The organism is Pedobacter riviphilus (genome assembly GCF_014692875.1).
In the GTDB taxonomy this organism is placed as follows: domain Bacteria; phylum Bacteroidota; class Bacteroidia; order Sphingobacteriales; family Sphingobacteriaceae; genus Pedobacter; species Pedobacter riviphilus.
This window is the reverse complement of sequence record NZ_CP061171.1, coordinates 1,992,940-2,017,927: the sequence shown is the minus strand read 5'-3', so window position 1 is coordinate 2,017,927 and position 24,988 is coordinate 1,992,940. Positions and strand designations below refer to the sequence as shown.

The window sequence follows — 24,988 nt, the reverse complement described above, 5'->3', positions numbered from 1 at the left end:
TGGTACAGCATTACAGGCTTATATTTAATCCTACGGAGATGGTTCTGAGTGTAGGGTAATCATAAATGGTTGATGAATAAGGATCTTTGTAATCTAAAGGATTGATAATTGTCCACAGGTTATTACCCGTTAATACAAATCGCGAATCGGCAATGCCCAGTTTATTCATAAAATCCCTTGGCATTTTATAAGTTAACGTCATGTTGTTGATCCTGATCATGGTGCCGCTTCTTGCCCAAAATGTCGAATTCCATCCGGCAGCTATAGAAGGATCATCAAAACGTGGAAACGCTGCATTGGTATTTTCAGGTGTCCAATGGTCTTTCCAATAAGCCGGAACATTTATCGTTGTGCTTGCTGGAGCTTTAGATTTGGTATCAAAAAATGCTTTTCCCCCAAAACGGGTTACAAAATTGGTATTCAAACTAAAGGCTTTATAAGTAAGGCCAACGTTAAAACCAACCCCAAATGAATTAAGGCTTTTGAACATTAGCGCCTGGTCTTTTTCAGTGATTTTTCCATCGCCGTTAACATCTTCATAGTATAACCAGCCTACTTGTGGTACCGATCCGTTAATGGTATAGGTAGGGTATTTGTTCAATAAAGCATCAACATCGGCCTGTGTCCTCAACATTCCTTTCGAAATCAGTCCATAGTTTGAGGTATTGTATACATTTGGATTGGTACCAAACTGGTATTTAAGATCGGGATAAGTAGTATCCCACAATTGAAACTGGTTATAAAACATCCTGTCGATACGGCTGTTACCAAAACCGAACATGACATCTGTTGATATGCCGAAATCTTTACCCAGCTTGGTGCGGTAACCTAATGTAATTTCGTGTCCCCAAGCTGTTCTCTGTTGATAATTTATAATTGGTGCTTCGAAGCCGGCATACATCGGGAAGTTTTCGTTGTTGCCTTTATCAAACATATCATAAGAATAGCGGTGGTAAAATTCGTAGGTAATGTTTAGCTTATTGTTAAATAAGGCTGCATCTAAACCTAAGTTCATTGTGCGGGCTTTCTCCCAGGTAATATCAGGGTTTGGTAAAATTGATGGGTTCAGTCCACCATACATCGATTCGTTGTACGAATAGCCGTTCGGATCTACTTTATAACGCGATTGCCATAAACGGGCATCCACGCGGCTTTCGCCTACCATACCATAGTTGGCACGGACTTTTAAATTGCTTACAAATTTTACGTTTTCTTTAAAGAAATTTTCCTGGCTGATTACCCAGCCCAAACCTAAACTTGGGAATAAGCCCCAACGGTTACCGGGAGCGAAATTTGAGGAGGCATCCCAGCGGCCAATGGCTTCCAATAAGTATTTCTTGTCAAAATCGTAGCTGAAACGGGTAATGAATGAACGCTGTACAGCTTCGCCAAAGGTGTTTTCCTGCATGGTGAAGGTAGATTGGTCAAAGCCCCAATATTGGTTCACATTGGGCAATACTTGGTTTCTCCAGTACACCGAAAGCGATTCGCTGTTATTTTCCGATTGATCGAAAGCAGCTAAAGCGGTGATGGAGTGTTTGCCGATCTGGCGGTTGTAACTCAACGAGCCGATGGCCTGATAGCTTGAAGCCATATCGTTACCTTTTAATAATAAGGTGTTGGCCAAACCAACCGCTGTAATAGCTGCAGTAGATTCGTTGGTATATAACAATCCGTTTTGACCGGTCATTTTGAAATTGTACACCGTGTATGGCGGAATATACTGGCCACCGCTACCGCTCCTGTTGTTTTTACCGAAACGTACGCTGGCCGTTAAGCCTTTAATAAAAGAAGGGCTATAATTTAAGGCCGCATTGATATTTAAACCCTGCGATTTGCTGTAAATATTATTTCCAGAATTGATAACAGCCAATGGATTCGTGTTTCCATTGTAATTTACAGGTTTACCATCAATCTGTATGGGTACCCACATTGGTGTGGTAATCAGCTGCTGGAAAAAGGCCTGATCGTTCTCCCCGCCGTTTTTATAGGTATCGCTGTTTTTCTTATTAAAATCGGTATTTAAGGTTACGTCGGCAGTTAAACCGGGAAAAATCTTGGCATTCATGCCCGAACGGAAAGCGTATTTATTATAGGTAATGCCGCCGTAGTTACCAGTTTCATTATAATAATTACCCCCAGCAAAAAAGGTTATTGTTTCCGAGCCACCTGAAATGTTGATGTTATGACGGTTGGTTGAGGCTACCTTCCAAAGTTCATCGAACCAGCTTCTGTTGGGGTTATTTTTTAAAACCTCCAGGTCTGCATCCGAAAATAAGGCTGAAGTTGGGGCATTTTTGATTTTGTTGGCATCATTCAGTAAAGTAGCATGATCATAAGCGCTGAGCATTTTCACATCACTGGTATTATCCTGATAACCTACATAACCGGTATAGCTAATTTTAGGTTTACCTGCTTTTCCCCTTTTTGTGGTGACTAAAACCACACCTTTTGCGCCTGAGGCGCCATAAATTGCTGCCGAAGCATCTTTCAAAAAGGAAATATCTTCTACCATAGAGATATCGATATTGTCGAATTCATCGCGGGTTACGGTAATTCCATCAATAACGTAAAGCGGTTCGGAGGTAACGCCGTAGAGTTTCGATTGATCGGAAGCAGTTGAATTACGGATGTTTAAAGTGATAGAAGAACCTGGTTTACCTGAAACCGTGTTAACGCCAACGCCTTGTATTTTGTTACGCAAAGCGGCTGCGATATTAGGTACAGGAAGATCCTGGATTTCTTCCGCTTTAATATTGGCCACAGAACCCAAAATCTCTGAACGCTTTTTGACGCCGTAACCGATTACCACTACTGCATCATTATCTAAACTTTGACTGTCTTCAACCAGGTTGATTTCTAAAGTTGATTTGCCAGCCAGGGCAACCACCTGCCTAACATAACCCACATAAGAAAAAACGAGTACATCACTTGCCGGATCGGCAACTAAGGCAAATTCGCCTTTATCATTGGTACTTACATTGTTGGTTTTTCCACGGATACCAACGCTGACTCCGGGTATGGGCTGCCCGTCTTTTTTATCCACCACCTTGCCTTTTATCTGTTTTTGTTGGGCAAAAACGCTCGTAAAGGCACAAAGCAGTAGCATTAAAACCCATGGGGTTTTTCGTAAAGTTTTAAAGATCATAATAGTTTATTTGGTTAGTTTGTTTTTTTGTCTGATTTTAATTGGCTTCAGCCTTGGCTTTTCTCCTTTTCTCCCACTCTACTCCTTCTTTCTTCAGATCGTACCCGGCAGCTGATAAGTAATTGTTAATGCGTCCTTTGTATTTACCAAACCAGGCATGTTTTTTATCTGATGATTCTGCATCCATGGCATGCTCCCTCGCCTCAGTTAACCAGATCAGGATCTGTTTTTTCTGATCTGCGGTCAGCGTTAAAATTTCTTCCTGATAAGCTTTGTAAGTGATGGGCAACACATTATAGGTCATACCATTTTTAACCAGTTCCACCTGCTCATTAGTTAGTTGCGCAGAAAGTTTACTGATGTATTTTTTATGGAGTTTAGCCAATGATGCTTCTACCACACGGCCATCTTTTGCCAGTGCCGAATCGCGTTCCACTTTATTGTCTTTGTTTTTTTCTTTAATTGCTTTTACGCGGGCATCGCGTGCGGAATAAATATCATTTAAATTGCTATACTGATCTCTGATGATTACCGTCACTTTTTCGCTTTTCTTCGCATTGGTAATCCCAAGATTGGCAACAATTTTAGCCGAACGCTCGGTAATCATTTTGGTATAAGCTTCCTTATCTGCAACTGCGCTGCGCTGAGCAAAAATGGTGGTCATGCTCGAGAAAGTTAACAATAAGGCTAAAATTGATGATTTCATGTCTTTATATTTAAATTGTATTTATTTTTTTTAGATTCACATCCCCACAAAAATGCACTTTTAAGCCAAGTTCATCCATTGCAGCGGCTTTAATGCGGCAAGCTTCGTGTGCCCCGGCTTCATAATTGGTATAAACCACCTGAATGTGATTGGCTTTATGTCTGGCCATTAGCTGATCGCGGCTTATACCTTTTAAAATGGCATGCATAATGGGCCATTCGGGTGTTGTTCCGCTCCAACGTCTTTTGGTTTCTTCCTCAGGCAAAGCTACTACTTCCCCAACGCCTAAATCGCAATGTAATTCATTATCCATTATATAAACACGGCTCCAAACAATGAACCCCGGTTTACTAACACCTTTTAACGATCCACCGCCTAAACGGAAATACATAGCTGGCTGCCTATCGCTGCTTGCTCCGGCATAACCATCAATAAAATGTGCAGGTGGTGCTGCTCCGGAGATTAAAAACAACCAAACAAAACCATTTACATCATCATTTTTGTAATATTCGCCCCAACGGATATCGTGAAGGGTGTTTTCTCCGGTCATTCCTAATTCTTTCCAAAGATTGTAGGTTATCAGGGCATCTAAACCTGCACATTCATCTACCTCGTTAAAATGCGGTAAAGCACGTTTTGGGTAAAGTTCTTTACCATCTACAGAAAATACTGGCGGCCGGTCTTCGTTATTTAATAAACCTTCTACCAGATCACTCGCAACGGTTAAATCTTTTAGGCCTTGCTGGTATTGTATCCCAATGGTATCGCAGCTAAAATCATCCGCTATTCTTACAGCTGCAATATACATTTTACACTGTTCTAGCGTTTGTCTTTTGGTTAACTGTGTTTCTTCTTCAGTACCCCAGTTAAAGGTCATTCCTTTTTGCAAAAGCCAGTCTAAAACAGCTTCTGCTTCGGCATCCGTTACCTGTAACATAGCCGCGTACAGCGCCGATTGACTTAAACGTTCTTTAAAAAAACCAGTCTTATGGAGTAATTCATCGGGAATGATAGCATTGTACATACCCATGCAGCCCTCATCAAACACGCCCATAATTACTTTACGCGCTTTTAAATTCCGGGCAAAGGTTCTTCCTATCTTGTCATCACCTGCTGGGATTTTACTGAGTGCAAAACCTTTCACATGACTCTGATCGTAGCTAATTTTACCAGTCGAGAGCCATTCCTGTAGTCCTTCAGTAAAAAAATCATCGGTAAAATCTTCACTCCATAAAGTACTATAAGGTATAGCTGCCTTGGTTAAACAACCATTTAGGTTTAACATGCCCACTAAACCAGGCCATTGGCCGCTCCAGTTGGCTACGGTTAATATTGGTCCACGATGTGTGGTAAGTCCGGCTAATACGTGATGAGAGTATTGCCAAACGCTTTCTGCTACAATTAAAGGCTGGTTGGGATCAATATTTCTAAAGATATCCATACCCATTCTTTGCGAATCGATAAAGCCATGTTTTTTTGTTGAATTGTATGAATGGGCGCGTTTAACTTTCCAGCCAAATTGTTCGATGGCCAAAGTTAATTTCCGTTCCATTTCGACTTGAGCAGCCCAGCAGTTTTGATTTGCCGAAAGCCGTAAATCTCCGCTAGAAACCAGTAGAATTTCGCCTTGTTTGCCTTGTCTCATGATTTATTAATGAACAAATAATTTATATAAAAATAATTTGTCAGTTTATATTTGGGTTATGCCTTTACGGCTATATACAAAACTCAACAATGAAAAACACTATTTCCTGATAGTTTTTATCAAATTAATATAGGATGTTATCATTAAACTCGCTAACTTTAGACCACTGTGGCACAATTTGTAGAATATTGTAATACAGTCCTAACCAAATATTTATTTTTACATGAAACCTCATTTTCATAAAGTTCCAATTACCTTACAAAGTTCATTTAGCATCCGTCACGATATCAAACCTGACTTTGGAAATATCTGGCACTACCATCCTGAACTGGAATTGCATTATGTAATCAAAGGAGAAGGCCTTCGTTTTATTGGCGACAACATCAGTAATTTTGTGCCAGATGAGATGGTGCTTTTAGGTGAAAACCTGCCTCATACCTGGCGTTGTAAAGATGAATATTTCCAAAATAACCCCGATCTTACAACCGAAGCCATGGTGATCCATTTCTTACCCGATTGTTTGGGTAAATACATGCTTACTTTACCTGAAGCTTACCTGATCCCTAAATTATTCGAAAAAGCCAAAAGCGGAATGGTAATTAAAGGGAAAGCTAAAGATAAACTGGTTGATTTAATGCGGGCTGCTGTTGATGCGACCAATTTGGACCGGATCATTATCCTTTTATCTATCTTAAAAACATTGGCAGAAACGGATGAATTTTCGACGATTGTAACGAGCAAAAATACATTCTATCAAAGCAATGAGTCTGAAACACTCCGAATCAATAAAATCTGTAATTATACCCTGAGTAATTATAAAAAGGATATTACATTGGAAGAAGTGGCTTCATTGAGTAATTTAAGCGTAACTTCTTTCTGCAGGTATTTTAAACTGATGACGAAGAAGACCTTTTATGATTTCCTGATCGAAATTAGGGTGAGCCACGCCTGCCGTTTCCTGATTGAAAACAAGCTACCAACCGAAATGATCTGTTTTGATTGTGGTTTTAATAATGTATCTAACTTCTACCGGCATTTTAAAAAGGTAACGGGGATGACGCCTTTAGACTATAAGAGGAAGTATTTGAATTAAGTATTTATTCAGACCTTATAGGTTTTTAAGACCTATAAGGTCCAGCAAAATAGATCCTGAAACAAGTTCAGGATGACGACTGTACCACTATATAAAAATCTTAATATTCAAGTTATTGCGTAACAAGGTATAATCATCAAACAATGTTTCTACTCCTTTTACTATGCTTGGCGTAAACGAGCCTACATTTCTACGGGTAAAAGTCGAAATATTAAGCCCTCTCTTTTGCAGGAAATATTTCGATACTACTGGATAAACGTTATGCATTACGTCCATGTTATCGATTAAAAACTGTTGTACCACCTGTACTTCATCTTTAAAAGCTTCATCATTGTAATGGTCGCAAAGCCATACAATCAATTCTGGAAAGTAATTCCCCTGGATACAAGATAAACCTGAAGCTCCGGCTTTTAGCGATTCTACCGCATGTACGATATATGCATCGTATAATCCAAAAGTCTTACCTTCTGTCAGTTTGAGTTTTTCTTTAATCTGTACAAGGTCCAGGCAGGTGTCTTTATGGTAAATCACTCGATCGGTAGAAACAAAATCGGCTAATTGTTGTGGTTTTAATACTCTTTTATAAGGCACAGGGCATTCGTAAAATCCTAATGGAATTTTATCTGTCTGGTGTAAAAGATCGAATACCCTTTCGTTAAAAACCTCGTCAGTTTCATTTTCTTCGGCAAGTAAACTGCTAATTGCAATCACCGCTTCTACCCCTGCATCGCTTACTTCTTTCACAAAATCGGCCTGTTTGCTGATTTCCCCCCGAAGGTCCCGGTAGCTATTACGGGTACTGCCCCATCTACTACTTTTATCACATGTTTTATGACCTGAATTCGTTCTTTACCAGTCAATTCAAACATTTCGCTCGACAGACAATTGGCAAATAAACCCGATGATCCAGCCTGTAAATAAATCTCTGTAAGCTGTGTAAGTGCCGGGTAATCGATGTTCCCGTTGCTTAAAAAAGGCATGAGCATTACCGGGATGAACCCTTTTTGTGAGTTTTCCATTATATTCTGATATGGTAAATTGTTCTATTTAATTGCCTGATAAAACCAGAATGGTTTTTAATGGGCTGTTTTAGTTTTTTCGTTTTTAATTTTCGTCAGGAAAAGTCCTGCTAAAAAAATGGTTAAAGTGCCGATCACGATAATCATGTTTTTATGTAAAGGATTTCTAAAAACTTCATATTCTGGAGGAAGAAGTGAAGAAAATGTCATCCATATAATTACGGCAATGCCGATTGTTGTTGCTGTTATGGCTTCATGGTTTTTAGTTTGCCTACTGATAATACCCAAAAGGAATAGCCCCAGCATTCCTGCCGCAAAAATACCTGATAATTCCCACCAAATGTCTAAAATGCTTTTTACGCCAATCATCGCAATACCAGCAATCATACCCAACAAACCAAAGCCAATAGTGGCCAAATGTAACAGTGATAAATTCTGCTTTTCGGTTACATCAGGCTTAAAATATCTTTTATAAATATCAACCGAAAACACTGTTGCTGAAGCGTTCATTCCAGAGCTTATGGTACTCATTGCCGCAGATAAGATGGCTGATACAATTAAACCAACCAAACCTACAGGGATTTTAGTCACCATAAAATGTGGCATAATTTTGTCGCCATAATCTGATGGCAGTAATGTATGCTGTACCTTCAACACCTCTGCTGCCGAAGCATGTAAGGGCAAACGTTCTATCGCCACCTGGTGTTTTATCGACTGCACTAATTCTGGATTGATTTCGTAATAGGCGTACAAGCAAGATCCTATAATAAAAAAGAGCAATGATGCCGGGATATATAGCCACACGCACAACCAGATCGATTTCGAAGCTGCTTTACTTGATGATGCGGTATGGTAACGCTGGATGTAGTTTTGGTCCATTCCGAAGTTATTCAGATTGATAAAAAAACCATAAAGTAACACCACCCAAAACGATGATCCTACAAAATCGAGCTTAAAACTGCCAAGGCTAAATTTATCAGCAGATTTCCCGATTTCTACAACCTTCGAAACTCCTCCCGGCATATTCGAAATGATTAAATACAGAATGAGTAAGGCACCAAATGTTTTCACTACCGCCTGTACCACTTCTGTCCATATTACCGCTTCAATTCCTCCTAGAACGGTATAAACAATGATACAAATGCCCATTACAATCATAATCATCTGCATGGAATAACCTGTAAGTGCCTGTAAGCTCAGGGCAATACCGAAAAATATCGATCCCATTCTGGCCAGCTGCGTTAATAGGAAACAAATAACTGCATATACCCTTGCCCATGCACCAAAACGTTTTTCTAAATGGGTATAGGCCGATATTTCGCCAGTATTCCTATAAAATGGAACAAAGTATTTTGAAGCGATCCATGCTGCTAGCGGCATCGAAATGCTGAATACAAATGCATTCCAGTTGCTCCCGAAAGCCTTACCGGGCACCCCTAAAAAAGTATTGCTGCTTAAAAATGTTGCATAAATAGATAAACCTATCGCCCATCCGGGGATCAGGCCCGAAGCTTTTGTAAATTGCTCGGAGTTTTTATTTTTCCTCGAAAAATAAACCCAACTAATATCATTCCAACAAGATAAATGAAGATGATTGCAAGATCGACTACAGGAAGTCCTTTCATTATTTGTTGGCTCGTTTATTAATTTGGTTAAAACAAATATGCATGACTAAATATCAACATTAATATAAGATTTTGGCCACATATTGTACCATCTTATCTTATTGAACATCTAAAGCATCAACTGCCAGTCCTTTGGTTTCTGTAGCAATTAATTTGAGTTTATAAGTCCCGGCATTAATCATGCTGCCGGTATTGGTACTGAGGTAATTCCATTTTCCGGTTTTAGTTGGTGCAAATTCAACCATTTCTGTTTTCATTGATATTCCATCTGCCGATAAAAATTCCAGTTTGGCTTTCAAGGGCTGATCGGACGGATTATGGTACTTAATGGTTAAGGAATAGGTATCGGCAACACCAACTGATAACTGCCAGGTTAAGCTCCCTTGGCTCGTCGCATTAAAAATTACACGCTGTTTATCCATTAAAATTGCTTTCACAACATCTTTACCTTCTAAAATAGCGTCAGTAGCTTTGTAGGTTGTGGTGGTTTTTAAATCATAAGCGGGTTGTAAATGGCTAATGGGCAATACAAAAACGGTTGCCACTCTACTATTAAAAATGATACTTTCGTTGGGAATAAGTCTTTTGCGATAAAGATCAAACGTTTCATCATTGCTGTTGCTCAAAGTGGTTTTAGTATTTTCAAATCCTTGCGGAATACTACTTTTTTTATTCAGCGCAATAAAAGTGTCAACACTATCGGTAGCCGTAAATTCGATACTTTCCTGTCTTCGTGAAGCTTTTAACCATTCTGCACCATATAAATTTGAAGGTAAATGGGTAAATGATGATTTCTCCCCTTTAAACTGCTCTTCTCCAATATCGAGCCAGCTGTTTAATTCAGCATTTTTTATTTTTGTTAAAAGCGAATTACTTGCTGATGCAGGTTTAATATTTTGATTTAAACTAGCTATGGCAATGCCCGAAATAACTGCCTGACCCACTTTCACCTCAGGGAAGTTAATATCCAAAAAGCCACCTTTGATTGAAGCTTTAATTGTTTTTTTCAATAAAGTGTTACTACCCGCTTCTTTCCAGATATCTAAATCTTTAATAACGGTTTTGCCATTAAATGCCACATCAAATAAGCGCATGGCTTTGGCATCAAAACCTCCGCCAATACCCAGCCAAGGTTCTATAAAATAAAGCTCAACCAGATATTCGCTGTCAGGTAGCGGAAAATGATATTTCAACTGATTTCTGCCATATCTGAAAGTCTGAAAAATCTTCCAATCTTTGGTGCCATTGATGAGTTGAAAAGTACGGCGTTGACTGGCGAAAAAATCAGGTATACCCGAGAAATTAGCAGTCCATGAGGTAGAGCCAAAGTTATCAGGAGCGCTTAAATTCCTATCTGCAGACCATTTATTCCCGTTGGCATCTGTATAATCTCCACCACCGCAGTTTACGCGGTACACATAATTATATCCCTGAGATGGTACTGTTAATTTTTTATCCTTGATTAAAGTGTCGAAATTTGGACTTTTAGGCAGATTTTGCAATACCATTTGATCTTTAGCTACAGCTTTTCCGTTCACGTAACCTACTGCATATAATACATTAAACTGGATATCAGGCTTGTTCCATTGGAAATGTGTACCTATTGCAGCACGTTTTCTTCTGCCTAAAGATTTGCCGTTTACATCATTAAACAGTTCCACTTCATCGCAGTTAGAATAAACCACAACACTATCCTTTATACCTGGTTTGTTCCAACGGTTTGGCCAGGTATGCGAAACAATATACACCATAGGCTCAGTTTGCTTTGGGGCATAATTTGCCCTGAACATGTAGAATACATCCGTAGGCTCCTCCCAAGGTGTAAACATGCCCTTGTAATTTATCGGGCCTACCCGATCTAAATCTCTTAATCCCTCGCCACCTTGCACCCTTCCAGGGTTATCATGCGAGCTATACAGCCAGAAAAAATGACCAGCGGTTTTATCTTTTACCGATTCGGCCAGGCGAACTTTTGTTTCCATCAGATCAGTCATTTTATTTTCGGTATAACCTTTACCATTGTCATCTGTATCATGAAGATCAATCGTTCTCCAGGCACCGTATTCGCCAACCAAAACCTGTCTTTGAAGATCTTCTCCATAAGTTAACGGATTACCACCATAGGTGCCGGTCCAGTTTTGGGGAACATCCCAATCGGTTCCTTTACCGCCATTACAAGTAGTTACTTTTCTTTGTGATGAAGCTGTCGGATCTAATTTTCTAATCAGTTCTGTGCATTCTTTTGCGAAATCTTCGGGCAGGGTGCTTTCGTTTTCCAATCCCCATAACACCACTGCAGGACTGTTCCTGCGCTCTTTTACCCAATCCGTTAAAAGCGTTTTAAAATTTTTCCTGAATTCTGGTGTATCGTACCAGATGTGAGCGGCCATTTGTGTCCAGCATAAAATCCCTTCTTTATCCCAATAATCAGAATACAATAAGTTATGTGGTTGATGTGCATCACGGAAAGCATTAAAACCTGCAGCTTTAATTTGCCTAACTCTCGAACTGATCTGTTCGTTACTAAAAGCATGGCTCTGACCAATTAAATGCTCATACTCAGCAATTCCATTAATAAAAACAGGTTTACCATTTAACAGAAACTGTTTCTGGTTCACTTGTTTGCCAATAGGCCAGCTGATCCACCGGATGCCATAGGGCGTTTTCAGTTCATCTACAAGCTTTCCATTCTCTATAATGGCGGTTTGAAAAGTATAGAGATATGGATTTTCCAACGACCAAAGTTTCGGACTGATGATCTTGTCAGTCTGCTGGTCGATCTGAATTTCTTTCCCGGCAGGAACAACAAGAGATTTTGTCAGTTCTTTAATCTGTTTTCCATTCAGATCTAGCAATCTGTTTACAACGCTTATATTTTTAGGCTTTAAACTATAATTTTTAACCGTAGTACTCAGATTCAGAATGGCCGCCTTTTCTGAGATTTGATTATCGTTCCAAATGTGGATACCAAATGGTTCAACGCGGATATCATTAGTCACAATTAAGTGAACCGGACGGAAAATCCCCATGGGCTGCGAACCTTCTGAAAAACCGCGTTCGGTAGAGCAGCCGCCATCAACCCAGGGTAAATCTTGGATATTTGCGGGCTGATCAGCCCGAACTGCCAAGATATTTTCCTGATTATTCAATTTAATTGCGGCAGTAACATCCAAAGTAAAAGTTGTTCGCCCGCCAGCGTGGTAGCCCACTTTTTTACCGTTTAACCAAACTGTTGCATACGAACCTACGCCTTCGAAATACAGAAAAAACCGTTTTCCAACCTTAATTTCGTGGGTTTGAAATGTTTTTCGGTACCAGGCATAACCATGTTTATTGCCATGAAGTTTGCGTTGATAGCCTTCGTATTGATCCCAGTTATGTGGAACATTTACTTTTTTCCAGTTTAAGGTTTTGTAGCTAACCAGCTGAAAGCCATCAAAAGCATTTTTGTTTTTCTCATCGGCAATGCTGAGCCAATTGGCGTTTAATAAAATATCTTTTCTGGTTTGCCTTTGTGCATAAAGGGGATTGGCCCCATATATGATGAAGAATAACAGCAATAAAAACAACTGTTTAAATTGAATTCTTTTTGGTTCGTGGTGACACGAACCAAGGTGTATGCGGCAAAAAATATTTGAAAAATTAACTTTAAATAAGTCTTTTGTAAAGGAGATTGCTTCGTCGTTCCTCCTCGCAATGACGATTTTATTATCCATATTTTATAGCAATTTCAAATCTCCGTTCAGTTTATAACTTTCACCAGCTTTAGTTCTAAGTAGAACAGCTGAATTTTTATAACGTAGCTGACAATTCCCACCTGTTTTAGATTTTACTTTAAGTGAAGTAAGCATGCCCTTATCCCAGGTTAAATCCAGCTCAAAGCCACCTCTGGCACAGAGCCCTTTAATTTCGCCATGCGGCATGGCTGTTGGTAAAGCCGGTAAAATATCCAGATAACCCTGATGGCTTTGCACAATCATTTCAGCGATTCCGGCTGCACCACCAAAGTTTCCATCTATTTGGAAAGGCGGATGCGCATCAAAAAGATTCACATAAGAACCTGCGCCATTATTAGCAGGTTTCATTAACATTTTTACCAATTTCATGGCATGATCACCATCTTTAAACCTGGCCCAGAAATTGATCTTCCAGGCAAGACTCCAGCCTGTAGCATCATCTCCCCGATACAATAAAGATTGTTTTGCTGCTTGCATCATCTTTTCGTTACTATCCCAGTTAATATCATTTCCAGGATACACACCCCATAAATGAGAAACATGGCGGTGTTTACTTGCGGTATCGTCTACATCGGTTAACCATTCTTGTAACTGTCCGTATTTGCCTATCTGATTTGGTGCCAGCTGTTTAACTTTTTCAGCTAACGATTTTCTAAATTCCGCATCTACATTAAGCATTTCGGCTGCTACTATGCAATTTCTGAAAAGCGATCTGATAATCTGGTGGTCCATTGTTGGGCCAGCCACTAAACCACCATTTTCAGGCGAATTAGATGGCGTACTGATCAACCAGCCGGTTTTAGGATCTTTCACTAAAAAATCTTCATAAAACAAAGCAGCTTGTTTCATTAAAGGATAGGCTTCACTTTCCAGAAACTTACGATCTTTACTAAATTGATAATGCTCCCATAAATGCTCACTTAACCAACCACTTCCACTTACCCAAATACCATGATTGGATGCATTAATCGGTGCGGTACCGTTCCACAAATCAGTATTGTGATGTAAAACCCAACCACGGGCATTGTAATATTCTTTTGCTGTTTCGGCTCCGGTTATAGCCAGTCCTTTGATTTTGCTGAAAAGCGGCGCGTTTAGTGCCGACAAATTAAGGATTTCAGTTGGCCAGTAATTCATTTCGAGGTTAATATTGGTGGTGTACTTGCTTCCCCATGGTGGTGTAAGCAAATCGTTCCAAATCCCCTGGAGATTGGCTGGCTGAGTACCGGGTCTCGAACTGGAAATCAACAAATATCTTCCATACTGCATGTACAGTGCTGCGAAAGCAGGATCGTTAGCCGTTGCAAATTTTGTTAATCTTTCGTCTGTGGGAAGGTTTTCATTATCTGATCGGCCAAAATCGACACTAAAGGTGTTATAATAGCTTTGGTATTCTTTAATGTGGCGCTGTTTGATTTCGGCGTACGCTTTACCTTTTAAACTATTCAGTGCTTTAATATTGGCCGTTGCGGGGTTTCCAGATACATCTTGTGCATTGATAAAATTCGTTCCAGCTGTTAAATAAAGTGTCACTTCATCTGCCTGATTGATGCTAATTTTGCCATTAATCATCTTAACAGATCCATTTTTGATTAAAGCTGTTAATCGGCTTTCTCCCTTAATCGCGCCATCCTTAACCTGAACAGATAAAGCAATTACATTATTTCCTAAAGCTTTTACGGATGATTTTCGGTGCGCACTGGAAAGTTCAGCATCGAAACTGATGGATGCTTTTTTATCGGCCGTTAAATGGATTACAATGGCTTGGTTTGGCTGACTTGCAAAATACTCACGCTGATAATTTACACCATTTATAGTATAAGTTGTTTGTGCAACGGCTGTGCTGATGTCCAAAGACCGTTTGTAATTAGTAACAATAGATTTGGTCTGCTTGAAATATAGGTTCAAATCTCCAAAAGGCTGATAACTTCCCTGGTATTGTGGAACGGAAGGCGGGCTTTCGTCCTGGATTTTATATTTCCAATCTTTAACTAACGAAATGCCCTGCTCCATACTTTCGCCAACAGGATAAATACCAATCTTTTTTGTACTGTCTTTATAACCAGCCAATCCGCCTTTGTCGAAATAATTAAGCACCTGGATGGCAATCACATTTCTGCCTTTTTTAATCAGCTTTGCTGGAATGGTGTATTTTCTGGGCTCCGTATTATCGGTATTACCGACCAATTGACCGTTTATATAAGTAAAATCCTGATCGCGGATGCGGTTAAGATCGAGTATAAGATCTTTTCCAATCCAATTTTCAGGCACATCAAAAGTGGTCCTGAACCAAACGGCACCGTCTAAATTGGCTAAGCCTACCGTTTCCCAACCTTCATAGGCAGGTACTTTTATGGTTTTCCAAAGTTTATCGTCAAAATTTGTAAGCGCAGGATTGCCCTGAATGCCTTTGCCGGCTTTCATTTCATTTACCCAGACTTTCCTGTCGCCCGAGCTACTTTGCAAGCCCATAAAATGTTCTTGTGCTAAAGCTTCAGCTGCTGCCTGTTTCCCTTCAAAAAGTAATTTTCTGATCTCTGGCAGGTATTGATAGGCGCCTTTTCGGTTATAATCTCTGGGTTTGCCCGTCCAAACGGTTTCTTCGTTAAACTGGATATGATCAACAGCCGTTCCGGCGAAAATCATGGCGCCCAATCTGCCATTACCTATTGGTAAAGCATCCGTCCACTTTTCTGCAGCCTTATTATACCATAACGTATGATTGTTTTCTTGTGCAAAGCTGCTAAAATGAGCAGTCAATATTAAAAATGATGTACTTAATAAAAGTTTAAACCTCATATTATTGTCCTTTATCGCCTGAAATAATTTCGATGTTACTGTTTACTTCCTTCTCCTTTTTAACGGCCTCTTTCACTCGTCTAAAATTATTATTTCCTAAGTATATATTTTTAGTCTCGGCCCCGCTTAATTTCAAATAAGTAACGGTTTCTTTCGTTGGGAAAGCATTGTACAGGAACAGATCAGATACATTAGTGATATCAATTACAGCCGCATTGACATGAGGTTTATTACTTTTTAAACCATCAACAATTAAATTATTCACCTTTAATGCCTTTATCGATGCACCTAATTCGGTATTCACCGTTACGTTATGAAACTCAATATTACTGGCATTATTAATAGAAAAACCAGTTTTGGCATCCATATTAATATCATTGAAGGTAATATTATCGATAGGCATTTCTTCTAAACCATTTAAATAACCTGCCTGGTTAACCTGACCGGTGATATTGCTGAAATGGATATTTCTAAAGATAGGCGTTCGATCAGAAACAGCTTCTATATTTGTTTTTGCATACTGCATATCCAACACAATAGCCTGATCTTTAATGTTTTTCATGATAACATTACTCACTCTGATCTCTTCAACAACACCGCCTCTTCCACGGGCTGTTTTAATGCGGATCCCCCTATCTGTTCCGTCGAAGACACAGTTCGAGATGGCTATTTTACGTACATCACCCGACATTTCACTGCCAATAACCACGCCTCCATGACCAGACAGCATGGTACAATTTGTAATCACATAATTTTCTGCCGGAATGGCCATTTTTCGTCCTGGTGCATCTTTGCCCGACTTGATCGTGATACAATCATCTCCTACACTGATGTGGCAATCTGAAATGTGCACATTTTTACAAGACTCAGGATTTATCCCGTCTGTATTCGGCGAATGGGGATTGTTAATGGTAACGGCATGAACCTTAACATTTTCGCAGAACTCGGGATTTAAGGTCCAAAAAGGCGAATTGCGGATGGTTATCCCATCGATCAGCACATTTTTACAGAACATGGGTTGTATAAACGGCGGACGAAGAAAGCCACGTTTCATTTGTTTAGGATCATCTGGCAAAATAATATCTTTATTTAAGCCCTCAAAAATAATTTGCCATTTAGAACGTGCTTGCCCCTCTTTATACCCTTCTACAAAATCCCACCACTTTTTACCATGTCCATCAATTATCCCACGACCAATAATCGAGATATTTTCTACTTTATAGGCATAAAACAAGGGCGAAAAACTAGTTACATCAATACCTTCGTAACGGCTTTTTACCATGGGTAAATAATCATCAAAATTATCGCTGAAATGCAATTCGGCACCTGCATCAATCAATATGGTAATGTTGCTTTTTAAATGTATAGCACCAGTTAGGTATTTTCCGGCAGGAAAATAAACGGTTCCGCCGCCAGCTTTTGAGGCCGCTTCTATTGCATTTTTAATTGCTGTCGTCGCCAGTTTACTGCTGTCGTTTTTAGCGCCGTATTTAACTACGTTGTAATAAGACTGGGATTTTGCAGTTAAGCCGATACCAAAAGCAAGGATGAAAATTAAAGCTTTAATGATGTTAATGGAATGTTTCATTTGGTTATATTTTATTGTTTTTTCGTCATTGCGAGGCACGAAGCAATCTTACTACTATCGCTCGGCATAATAACTAACGCTTTAGGATTGCTTCGTGCCTCGCAATGACGATCTATTTAGTCCATTTGAACTTTTAAAGGCTTTAAATCCTTTCCTTTATAAATCTCTTTACCATCCACAAACACCAACAATCCTTTGCCCTTATTATATTTTTTTCCGGTTTTATCCCACAAAATAGTCAACGTTTTATGGTGATACGAAACTTGATCTAACATGAACCAATCCCACTGGTTTTTAGGGATTAAGGGAGATATCTCAAGCACATTATCCTGACGTGGTTTTATTCCGATCAGGTCATTGATGATTAGATCATTAAAAGTAGAATGATTGTAAAAACTGCTCCTTGGATTATCACCTTTTAACCATTCTCCGGTTTTTTCATCCTGATACTCACCTATGTAAGGTTTTCCGTTTTTAACATGAGAAGCAGCATACTGGTACAGTTCCTGGTAAAAGACTTCAGCAGTCATTTTACCATGTTTTTTATAATTGGTTAACAGATTGGCCAATCCTTTTAACGTTTGTGAGCTGGCAAAAGGCCAAAGCGCTCCATCCCATTCGCAACTGTGCCCTGTTCCCCTTGTTCTGAATGTTGGGTTTCTTCTTTCAGCCGTAGTTAAGCCCCAGGGCGCTTTAAATCCGGCAGTATCCAATAACTGATCCCAGGCTTTTGCATACTTTGACTGATCATCGGGTAAGTTAAATTCCCATGGTGTAAAACCGATGGCTTCTCTAACATCCGATGAACCTCCTTTGGCTTTTCTTGTTTCAAAAAACGAGGAAGCAGCATTCCACAAACTATCCTGAACCAGCTTTTTGAGTACAGTTGCTTTGTTTTTGTATTTGTCAGCTAAGGTTTTATCGCCTAAAAGAACTGCAATTTTATCCAAAGCCATGGCATTGCCGTACATATAACTGTTTATGGTTGGCCGTTGGTTCTGGTCTCTACGTGAACCACTGATCGATTCTTCCATGCCATCTTTCACATCATTTTGCCAGAACAGGCCGTTTTTAAGCTGCCTTTCAGATTCCCATTTGCTATAATCTTTATCCAAGGCAGGCAAAATTTCCTTCAAAAATCCCTGATCAGGCTGCACCAGATAATTCTGATAGACAGCATCATCTACCCAGCTGCTAAATTGATGGAAACGTTGTTTCGTTTGGCCAACATCAGCATAGTAGAGCCAAAATTTAATGTAATCTTTTAAATAAGCATTGTCCTTTAACCACCTGCCTTCGTAAATATGATGACCTAATGCGCAGCTGATGGAATTGTATTTCCCTGCATGTTTAACCGGTTCGATAAACTCAGTAAAAATGAATCCTTCAGGAGTCTTAACCAGGTGTTTGCGGTAAGTCCACCAGCGGTAGTAATAGTTTTGCTCCAATACCGAATCGGGGCATTCGAACAAAGGTATCTGCTCAGCTAACCATGTAAAGGCTTCAGCATTGGGCACAAAGTTTTTAACCGCCTCGGTGTCTATATAATTGAAATATGTTACGTATTTCTTCAGCTTTTCAGTACCCAGGATTGATTTCTGCTGTGCAAAGCCCGTGATTGTCAATACAAACAATACTGCTGTTGCAATTAAATTTCTTGTATTCATCATTATTCAAATAACCAATCGATATCTTTTCCTCTACCATCTAAACCTGCATTAAAAATCCGCAGTTCCTGTTTGTCATCAATAAACCCTAAAACCAGGCAGGTCCCTTTACCTAAATTTAAAGTATGTGTACCTGCAGGGAAAGAATAAGCATGAACATTTACCGGTGGAAAGCCATAAAGCACCAACGCATTAGATATCTTGATTTCAGATTGTCCATAGTTATTGGCACTCGCATCTGTTTCCAACTGTGGAGGAGCAAGATATTGAGGGTTTTTCTGATTAAAAAAGCCTATTAGCAGTTTTACAGGTGCTTTGGTGCTGAATTTAATTTCCGTTCCAATTTTAATTTGCTTTTCCTTTGTAAGTTTAATTCCCTTTAAACCTAGTAACTGCGCTGCAACTTCTTTAATCTTAATTGCAGTATCTGTAAAAAGCTGTGCATCTTTGGCTACCACATAACTTTCTGTTTCGTTTAAGACTTTAATATCAGCAGTTTTATAAGGTATAATTGCAGCAACTGTTCCCTGTTTTGTTGACTTTAGAGAATCAATGCTATGTTTAAAATGATCAAGTTCTTTATTAAAAACCGGTAACATCTCTTTCCAATGGATAAAAGTTTTATCTACACCACGCATCGGGATTTTCCGTTGTTTGGTTTGCATGCTATTGGCGTACAGGTAACTGTGTTCAGTTAATTTAACCAGTTTAGCATAATGATCTACGCTTTTTTGAAGAAAAGGCAATGCCTGTTCTAAATCGGATACCTGGTTCGAATTTTTATACCGCAGTATCCATAAGGCTGCCCTAACTTTTTCTGCATAAAAATTAGCCATTTCATCATAACAGTAGATATCATTTCTAAGTCGCTTAAACTCTGCAGTATCTTTTGTTATGCTGGGTGCGGCCTCATTAATAGATTGAATGGCTTTTTTGCCATGTTCAACCACTTCGCGTGCCACCTGAACTGGCGTTTCTCCAATATGGCCTTGTTTCTTCCACTCTCTTTCGGCGTATTCGATAATCATTTCGCCTTCTGGGGCTTCCGATTCGTACATTAAGGTAAACAACCCGTAACGGAACGGATTAATGAGCTGAGTCATCAACATACCTAGGGTTAACGTTTGTCGGTTGCCATCGGTAATGCCGTACCTACGCAAAAGTTTGGGTGATATTTCACCCGATTCTTCATAGGCATTCAGAATAGCTTTACCCCAGTTAAATTAACACCATATTTATTAGCCAGCTCATTTGCCCAATAGTTAATTTCTTCACTACGTTCTCTTTGCGAATTCCACGAATATCTTGCCCATTCCTTGTACCAGATCCAATCGCGGTCTACTTCCAATAACCTTCCTTTTACATCATCTGCAGCATATGGCCAGTCCCAATAACTGGCTTGAGGATACAAATGCAAACCTTTTGCACCATAAATCTTGTTCATTGCCTGAACTGATTTCTGAATAAAGTCTGCCGAACCATAACGAAACGGCTCTAGATTAGCTAAAATATGGACGTTTGAAATGTTGATAGTGCCAATCGCAGCTAATTTCCTGTTTAAATCAGCCCATGCTCCACGCGGTGTGTAAGTAGTTAAAGCCTCACCATTAAACTTATTTTCGGTATATAAATTTTTATATAAAGGTAAAGCAGCTTTCATCACACTTGGTGCGTCAGTATCATGTGCACGAAGTACAATCGGAGGTTCTTCCTTAATGCCAGCTGCTATTAATCCATCTTTAACCCCTGGGATAATTGTTTTGGTAAACCAATCTATATCATCCTGCCCCACGCCTTCCATTGCTTCGCCTAAAGCCACCATTAAGCCTACATTCGGATATTTCTCGACAAATGAGGCGATCGATTTACGGGTATAATCGGCAATTAAAGGAATAATCGGACGGTTTCGATCTTGTGTTTTTAAGCCATGTTTATCGGCAAAGGGTTTTGGAATAATAATATTGTAAAACATCTGAATCACCCATATACCTCGTTTATCGGCCTCCTTAGTTAAAAACTGGAAGATTTCTTCATTCTTTTTTAAAGTAGCATCATCAACCTCTACTGCATAGGGATAATCTTTTAAGCGCAGCAACGAAGAAAAAGGATGTCCATTCCATAAATAAAGTGAATTATAGCGGTTCTCGACCATCATATCCAGATACTTAATCCACAAAGCTTTATCGTAAAGCCATGGGAAAGTTTCTGGTGTATAGGGATATTCATAAACATCATGTCCGGGCAGGTAATCTGGTTTCTGTAGACCGATACAAGTACCTCTCAATACCATTTCTGGCTGGTCGGAAAATGCCAGCTTCGTAGGTAATTTACCTGTGCTATTGATCTGATCAGCCAGTTCTATACATCCGTACAGCGCACCCGATGCATCATTCCCAATTACATAAAGCATTCCGTTTTTCCCTGTATAGATATGAAAGCCTTCTTTTTTTGCCGTTGAAATCTTATTTTTAATCTCTGCTGGAAGATTATTGACAAAAAGTTTATCTGAAAACACCCCAATTGCAATAACATTGTTATTTGCAGCAAGTTTATCCTTTTGTTCGATTTTGGTTGAATAATTCAATTTCACTAAAGCTTTTGATAGCTTTTCTGCGCCAAAACGCACGCGAACATGATTTTCCGTAGAAATTACAATTGTTTTCGGCGCCCGAACACTGGCATTAGAAAATGATATCGATAGAAAATAACAGGAAATAAAAATCAGAAAACTTCTCATTCAAATTGGCTCTAATAACAAAACCCATTTGCTAGGTTTATATGTAATATTTGGTTGATATTTATTTTTAAATATAAATATAATATTCAAATATAAGTAATAATACTGACTGGCTTTGTAAAATTTATGCAAGGTAAGGCTATTGGAATATCCAGAATGACGTATGACAATATCTGTTAATATTTAGGCAAGAAGATAAAATTTTTAATCAAGAATATTTATTTTATTTGTATCCTAATCAATTATAATTTATAACCAATCATATACATGTTTTCACTAAAAAACAAAAAAGCCGTAGTTACAGGCGGGGGAAGCGGCATAGGAAGAGCTATTGCAACTATTTTAGCCAAACAGGGTGCTGAGGTTCATATCATCGAATTGGGAACCGAACAGGCCCAGGATACCTTAGGTGAAATTAAAACAAATGGCGGTGAAGCTTACAGTTATGCCTGCGATGTTTCAGATCACCAGGCGGTTAAAGCCGTTTTTGAGCAAATTGGAAGCATCAATATTTTAGTAAATAATGCGGGTATTGCACACATTGGCAAGGCCGATACAACCGAAGAAAGCGATTTCGACCGGATAATGCGTGTAAATGTTAAAGGTGTTTACAACTGCTTGTATGCCGCTATTCCGCAAATCCGTTTAGCGGGTGGTGGTGTAATCATCAATATGGCTTCTATTGCCGCATTAGTTGGCTTACCAGATCGTTTTGCCTACAGCACAGCAAAAGGCGCTGTAAAAGCCATGACCATGAGCGTGGCCAAAGATTACATCGGTGAAAATATCAGGTGTAATTCTATTTCACCGGCAAGGGTGCATACACCATTTGTAGATGGCTTTTTACAGAAAAACTACCCGGATAACATTTCTGAAATGTTTGAGAAGTTATCTAAAACACAACCTATCGGCCGTATGGCTAAACCTGAGGAAATTGGTGCGTTAGCCTTATATTTATGTAGCGACGAAGCCGCATTTATTACCGGTTGCGACTACCCAATTGACGGCGGATTTACAACATTAAACAATTAATAAATATTTTTAAATACGATAAAGCGTTTTATAATGAAATTAATAAGATTTGGCGAAGCAGGAGCAGAAAAACCTGGTGTAATTATCGGCGATAATTATTTTGATGTATCTGCATTGGTTAGCGATTATAACGAAGCATTTTTTAGTGGCGATGGCTTAGAAAAACTTAAAAAAGACATCGAATCTGCTGATTTGCCTCAGGTTGATAAAGGTGTACGCCTTGGTCCGGCTTTGGCACGCCCTTCTAAAATTATCTGTGTAGGCCTAAATTACAAAGACCATGCTGCAGAAACCAATGCGCCAATCCCCTCAGAGCCGATTTTATTCTTTAAAGCTACTTCTGCCATAGTTGGCCCAAATGATGACTTAATTATTCCTAAAAACAGTAAAAAAACCGACTGGGAGGTAGAATTGGGCATTGTTGTGGGTAAAAAAGCGAGTTATGTTTCCGAAGAAAATGCTTTGGATCATATTGCAGGTTATGTATTGCACAACGATTATAGCGAACGTGAGTTTCAGATTGAAAGAAACGGCCAATGGGTAAAAGGAAAAAGCTGCGATACTTTTGCGCCGATCGGGCCATTTATTGCTACACAGGATGAAATTGCCGACGTGCATAACTTACGCCTTTGGTTAACTGTTAACGGTAAAACATTGCAGGATGGTAACACTTCAAACCTGATTTTTAATGTCCCATTTATGATTTCATACATCAGTCAGTTTATGACCCTTTTACCGGGCGATGTAATTACAACGGGTACGCCTGCGGGTGTTGGTTTAGGCCAAAAACCTGAGCCCTGGTATTTAAAACCTGGCGATGTAGTGGAATTGGGTATTGATGGTTTAGGTACCAGCAAGCAAACTGTTAAAGCTTACAGCGAAAATTAATATGAAAAGATATTGCCTGGCACTCGATCTGGTTGATGATGCAAAGCTTATTGAAGAATATAAGCAATACCATCAATCAGTTTGGCCTGAAATTAAAGAAAGCATCAGCTCATCTGGCATCGAAAATCTGGATATATACCACACTGGTAACAGGCTGTTTATGATTATGGAAGTGAATGAAAGCTTTTCTTTTGAAGCGAAAAGCGCTGCTGATTTAGCCAATCCTAAAGTGCAGGAATGGGAAACCCTCATGTGGAAATTCCAACAGGCTTTGCCTGGAGCCAAACCGGGCGAAAAATGGATCTTAATGGACCAGATATTTAAACTTTAGTGCTTTTTTTAATATGATTGATACCCATGTACATTTTTGGAATTTTGACCCGGTTAGAGATAACTGGATTAACGACGATATGCAAATCATCCGAAAAGATTTTTCTCCTGAAAACCTGGTGGAGCCTTACAACAACCTGCATATTACCGGATGTATTGCTGTGCAGGCCAGTCAGTCTGAAGAGGAAAACCATTTTCTCTTGAAATTGGCAGCGCAGAGCGAAATTATAAAAGGTATTGTGGGTTGGGTTGATTTGCTTAACCCCAATCTGGATGAACGTTTAAGCTTTTGGCAAAATCATAAAACCATTAAAGGCTGGCGACATGTCCTGCAGGCCGAGAACCGCGATTTTATCCTTAATCCGGCTTTTATTACAGGTATTAAGCGGTTAAAAAAGTACAATTATACTTACGATTTGTTGTGTTACCACAATCAGTTGGAAGCCATTATACAAATGGTTGATCAAATTCCCGATCAGCCATTTGTATTGGATCATTGCGGCAAGCCGGATGTAAAAAGTCAGGATTTGAAAGTGTGGGCAGAAAATATTAAAACTTTGGCTGCCAACCCAAATGTATTGTGTAAAGTATCGGGCCTGTTAGCCGAGGCTGACTGGAAAAACTGGACCGAAAAAGAGTTGTTTAACTGCTTCGATGTCATATTTGAACAGTTTGGCCCTGAACGGGTAATGTATGGTAGCGATTGGCCGGTGATGTTAATCAGCAGGCCTTACCAGGATTGGTTTAATTTGGTAAATAAGTATACAGAACGGTTTACGGTTGCAGAAAGAAAAATGATCTTTTCTGATAATGCGAATAGATTTTACAGCCTTTAAAGATTGCTTTTTACGCTACCAGAGCTAATACCTGGTGCCTAAATTCTCCAAAAAATGAAATATAGCCGATAGTGCAGGACGGAGATTACAACATATTGTGTTAGTTTTCGATTTTTAACATGCCTTCAGCTAAGACAA

The 24,988-nt window shown here is 39.3% G+C and carries 17 protein-coding genes; 5 read left to right on the top strand and 12 right to left on the bottom strand.

The annotated features are described in order from the left end of the window. Window positions 1-10: 10 nt before the first annotated feature. The 3 genes from H9N25_RS08240 to H9N25_RS08230 form a co-directional block, all read right to left on the bottom strand. Window positions 11-3,109, bottom strand: a complete 3,099-nt coding sequence (locus H9N25_RS08240) for a SusC/RagA family TonB-linked outer membrane protein (RefSeq protein ID WP_223833666.1) — start codon at window positions 3,107-3,109, stop codon at window positions 11-13. Between the two features lie 76 nt (window positions 3,110-3,185). Beyond that, window positions 3,186-3,854, bottom strand: a complete 669-nt coding sequence (locus H9N25_RS08235; RefSeq protein WP_190328554.1) for a DUF3826 domain-containing protein — start codon at window positions 3,852-3,854, stop codon at window positions 3,186-3,188. 10 nt (window positions 3,855-3,864) lie between these two features. Then, window positions 3,865-5,499 (bottom strand): fucose isomerase, encoded by a 1,635-nt coding sequence (locus H9N25_RS08230; protein WP_190328553.1) that lies wholly within the window; start codon window positions 5,497-5,499, stop codon window positions 3,865-3,867. Between the two features lie 223 nt (window positions 5,500-5,722). On the opposite strand from H9N25_RS08230, the gene H9N25_RS08225 reads away from it, so the two are divergent. Next, a complete protein-coding gene (locus H9N25_RS08225; protein WP_190328552.1) occupies window positions 5,723-6,592 on the top strand; it encodes an AraC family transcriptional regulator in 870 nt (289 codons plus the stop codon). Between the two features lie 87 nt (window positions 6,593-6,679). On the opposite strand, the gene H9N25_RS08220 is transcribed toward H9N25_RS08225, so the two are convergent. The 9 genes from H9N25_RS08220 to H9N25_RS24515 all read right to left on the bottom strand — a co-directional run bounded on the left by H9N25_RS08220 (window position 6,680) and on the right by H9N25_RS24515 (window position 21,764). After that, the gene (locus H9N25_RS08220) at window positions 6,680-7,336 is read right to left on the bottom strand and encodes a dihydrodipicolinate synthase family protein (protein ID WP_255524608.1); all 657 of its coding nucleotides are present in this window, start codon (window positions 7,334-7,336) and stop codon (window positions 6,680-6,682) included. After that, window positions 7,333-7,611: a dihydrodipicolinate synthase family protein gene (locus tag H9N25_RS24955; RefSeq protein ID WP_255524607.1), complete on the bottom strand. Its 279-nt coding sequence runs from the start codon at window positions 7,609-7,611 to the stop codon at window positions 7,333-7,335. The genes H9N25_RS08220 and H9N25_RS24955 overlap by 4 nt, the downstream gene beginning before the upstream one ends. A 57-nt stretch (window positions 7,612-7,668) precedes the next feature. Further along, entirely contained in the window at window positions 7,669-9,084 is a 1,416-nt protein-coding gene (locus H9N25_RS08215; RefSeq protein ID WP_255524650.1) for a sodium:solute symporter, read from the bottom strand. 250 nt (window positions 9,085-9,334) lie between these two features. Further along, a complete protein-coding gene (locus H9N25_RS08210; RefSeq protein WP_190328551.1) occupies window positions 9,335-12,952 on the bottom strand; it encodes a malectin domain-containing carbohydrate-binding protein in 3,618 nt (1,205 codons plus the stop codon). A gap of 3 nt (window positions 12,953-12,955) precedes the next feature. Beyond that, window positions 12,956-15,772 carry a glycoside hydrolase family 95 protein gene (locus tag H9N25_RS08205; protein ID WP_190328550.1) on the bottom strand — a complete coding sequence of 939 codons (2,817 nt, stop codon included), beginning with the start codon at window positions 15,770-15,772 and terminating at the stop codon, window positions 12,956-12,958. Between the two features lies 1 nt (window position 15,773). Then, complete coding sequence (locus H9N25_RS08200) at window positions 15,774-17,360, bottom strand: glycoside hydrolase family 28 protein (RefSeq protein WP_190328549.1); 1,587 nt, start codon at window positions 17,358-17,360, stop codon at window positions 15,774-15,776. A gap of 116 nt (window positions 17,361-17,476) precedes the next feature. After that, window positions 17,477-19,030: an MGH1-like glycoside hydrolase domain-containing protein gene (locus H9N25_RS08195; protein ID WP_190328548.1), complete on the bottom strand. Its 1,554-nt coding sequence runs from the start codon at window positions 19,028-19,030 to the stop codon at window positions 17,477-17,479. Next, a complete protein-coding gene (locus H9N25_RS24520; protein ID WP_223833665.1) occupies window positions 19,030-20,130 on the bottom strand; it encodes a hypothetical protein in 1,101 nt (366 codons plus the stop codon). Before H9N25_RS24520 ends, H9N25_RS08195 begins: the two co-directional genes overlap by 1 nt. Before the next feature lie 95 nt (window positions 20,131-20,225). Then, window positions 20,226-21,764: a hypothetical protein gene (locus tag H9N25_RS24515; protein WP_223833664.1), complete on the bottom strand. Its 1,539-nt coding sequence runs from the start codon at window positions 21,762-21,764 to the stop codon at window positions 20,226-20,228. Window positions 21,765-22,031: 267 nt separating this feature from the next. Between H9N25_RS24515 and H9N25_RS08185 the strand changes: the two genes are divergently transcribed. The 4 genes from H9N25_RS08185 to H9N25_RS08170 are packed head-to-tail and all read left to right on the top strand — an operon-like array spanning window position 22,032 to window position 24,850. Further along, window positions 22,032-22,796 (top strand): SDR family NAD(P)-dependent oxidoreductase, encoded by a 765-nt coding sequence (locus H9N25_RS08185; protein WP_167294227.1) that lies wholly within the window; start codon window positions 22,032-22,034, stop codon window positions 22,794-22,796. A gap of 33 nt (window positions 22,797-22,829) precedes the next feature. Next, window positions 22,830-23,684: a fumarylacetoacetate hydrolase family protein gene (locus tag H9N25_RS08180; RefSeq protein WP_190328547.1), complete on the top strand. Its 855-nt coding sequence runs from the start codon at window positions 22,830-22,832 to the stop codon at window positions 23,682-23,684. 1 nt (window position 23,685) lies between these two features. Continuing rightward, complete coding sequence (locus H9N25_RS08175; RefSeq protein ID WP_167294225.1) at window positions 23,686-24,015, top strand: L-rhamnose mutarotase; 330 nt, start codon at window positions 23,686-23,688, stop codon at window positions 24,013-24,015. 13 nt (window positions 24,016-24,028) lie between these two features. Further along, entirely contained in the window at window positions 24,029-24,850 is an 822-nt protein-coding gene (locus H9N25_RS08170) for an amidohydrolase family protein (RefSeq protein WP_190328546.1), read from the top strand. Window positions 24,851-24,988: the final 138 nt, after the last annotated feature.

Excerpts from the sequence above, each read along its gene's own strand:
- H9N25_RS08210 (WP_190328551.1), bottom strand. The coding sequence starts at position 12,952 with ATGGATAATAAAATCGTCATTGCGAGGAGGAACGACGAAGCAATCTCC.
- H9N25_RS08175 (WP_167294225.1), top strand. The coding sequence starts at position 23,686 with ATGAAAAGATATTGCCTGGCACTCGATCTGGTTGATGATGCAAAGCTT.
- H9N25_RS08180 (WP_190328547.1), top strand. The coding sequence starts at position 22,830 with ATGAAATTAATAAGATTTGGCGAAGCAGGAGCAGAAAAACCTGGTGTA.
- H9N25_RS08240 (WP_223833666.1), bottom strand. The coding sequence starts at position 3,109 with ATGCTACTGCTTTGTGCCTTTACGAGCGTTTTTGCCCAACAAAAACAG.
- H9N25_RS24955 (WP_255524607.1), bottom strand. The coding sequence starts at position 7,611 with ATGGAAAACTCACAAAAAGGGTTCATCCCGGTAATGCTCATGCCTTTT.
- H9N25_RS08225 (WP_190328552.1), top strand. The coding sequence starts at position 5,723 with ATGAAACCTCATTTTCATAAAGTTCCAATTACCTTACAAAGTTCATTT.
- H9N25_RS08235 (WP_190328554.1), bottom strand. The coding sequence starts at position 3,854 with ATGAAATCATCAATTTTAGCCTTATTGTTAACTTTCTCGAGCATGACC.
- H9N25_RS08170 (WP_190328546.1), top strand. The coding sequence starts at position 24,029 with ATGATTGATACCCATGTACATTTTTGGAATTTTGACCCGGTTAGAGAT.
- H9N25_RS24520 (WP_223833665.1), bottom strand. The coding sequence starts at position 20,130 with ATGACTCAGCTCATTAATCCGTTCCGTTACGGGTTGTTTACCTTAATG.
- H9N25_RS08230 (WP_190328553.1), bottom strand. The coding sequence starts at position 5,499 with ATGAGACAAGGCAAACAAGGCGAAATTCTACTGGTTTCTAGCGGAGAT.
- H9N25_RS08200 (WP_190328549.1), bottom strand. The coding sequence starts at position 17,360 with ATGAAACATTCCATTAACATCATTAAAGCTTTAATTTTCATCCTTGCT.
- H9N25_RS08195 (WP_190328548.1), bottom strand. The coding sequence starts at position 19,030 with ATGATGAATACAAGAAATTTAATTGCAACAGCAGTATTGTTTGTATTG.
- H9N25_RS08185 (WP_167294227.1), top strand. The coding sequence starts at position 22,032 with ATGTTTTCACTAAAAAACAAAAAAGCCGTAGTTACAGGCGGGGGAAGC.
- H9N25_RS24515 (WP_223833664.1), bottom strand. The coding sequence starts at position 21,764 with ATGAGAAGTTTTCTGATTTTTATTTCCTGTTATTTTCTATCGATATCA.
- H9N25_RS08205 (WP_190328550.1), bottom strand. The coding sequence starts at position 15,772 with ATGAGGTTTAAACTTTTATTAAGTACATCATTTTTAATATTGACTGCT.